1 protein-coding gene is annotated in these 1589 nt (G+C 46.9%); it reads right to left on the bottom strand.

All coding sequences use genetic code 11. From position 1 onward, the window contains the following. Window positions 1-89: 89 nt before the first annotated feature. Entirely contained in the window at window positions 90-1481 is a 1392-nt protein-coding gene (locus FC65_RS10600; protein WP_056972703.1) for an MATE family efflux transporter, read from the bottom strand. Between the last annotated feature and the right edge of the window lie 108 nt (window positions 1482-1589).

The raw sequence follows: 1589 nt of genomic DNA, 5'->3' as shown, positions 1-1589 counted from the left end.
CCCCGTCTTTCGTTCAATCATCTTATAAGTCTTTAAAATAAAATTGATAACAAATATTATCAAAAAATCTAGCTTGTTGCAAGTCTTAATTATGATTTGTCTGAATCTGCCAAAATAGGCGTCGGTTCTTCAGCGACCACGGTCGTCATGCGTTCTTGACGCCGCAAATCACGAACGGACTTAATGTACGCTGGCAAAAGTACGGCACACGATCCCAGCCAGGCTAGTGGTTCTGAGCTACATGCCCCGGCGTAACCGAGCAGTCGAACCAAAATCAAAGCAGCGAACACCCGCATGAATAGTTCCGCGGCTCCGGCCAGTGTCGGAATCGCACTGCGACCCAGACCTTGAAGCGTGTTACGCATAATGAAGAGCATCGACAGTAATAAATAAGTACTCCCAATGACGTTAAAATACGTCTGCGACAAGTTCAGGACGGCCACATCTTGATGACCAACGAAGAAGCCGACCAGTTGCTTGCCCCAGATAATTTCAATCAGACCAGCAACGACACTAAAGCCCCCCGACAGCCACATCGTTTGTTTGACACCAGTAATAATCCGTTCATACTTGTGGGCGCCGTAATTTTGAGCCGCAAAGGTCGACATCGTGACCCCAAACGACATCAGCGGTTGCGTCGCCAATTGGTCAATTTTTTGAGCGGCAGTCGTTGCGGCCACAGAGTTCGTTCCGAGACTATTCAGAGCAGCTTGTAGCACAATCGTCCCAATCGCAATGATCGACATTTGAAACGCCATGGGTAAGCCGACGTTTAAATGCGCTCGTACTTCTGCCCAGACTAGTTTGAAATGGCGCCAACCAATGTGCAGAATCGGCACCTTGACCATGATATACACCACGCACATCAAGGTCGCAATCGCTTGTGCCAGAATGGTGGCCCAGCTAGCACCGGCGATGCCCCACTTAAAGACCAGAATGAACAGTAATTCAAGGCCAATATTAATTAAGGCACTGATAATCAGAAACCACAACGGTGTCCGACTATCGCCGAGTGCGCGAATGATGTTCGACAACAAGATAAACCCAATCGGGGCTAACATCCCGCCAAGCATGATTTGTAAGAAGGTCCGGGCATCCGCGATAATATCCGTCGGCGTCTGCATCAACAACAAAATATGGTCCACAAATATCAGTGACAGTACCGTCAAAATAATACCGACGATCAAACTGACCACGATACTGATGGCAAAACTCCGCCGAACTGCTTTAAAATCACGGGCACCAAAATGTTGCGCCGTTAAAATCGACAGCCCGGCCGTCAAGCCTTGCGCGAACCCGATAATCAAGAACTGGACACTCCCCGTTGACCCGACAGCTGCTAAGGCTTTGACCCCAAGCGTCTGACCAACGATCAACGTGTCTGACAAACTATAAAATTGCTGAAAAATGTTACCGATTAGTAATGGAATTGTAAACCAGAAAATTAATTTTAACGGTTTCCCCTTTGTTAAATCTTTCATTTCCGCACTCCTTTCGTTAATTAAGATGGCCTGCTTGTAATCGTTTTCCTGTTCACCAAACAATCAAGCAAACTTTGCTAGGGACTGTCTGAAAACTAAAAATTCAGG

The organism is Ligilactobacillus acidipiscis DSM 15836, assembly GCF_001435755.1.
GTDB classification, from domain to species: domain Bacteria; phylum Bacillota; class Bacilli; order Lactobacillales; family Lactobacillaceae; genus Ligilactobacillus; species Ligilactobacillus acidipiscis.
The sequence above is the reverse complement of the archived record's forward strand: the minus strand, read 5'-3'. Positions and strand labels throughout refer to the sequence as shown.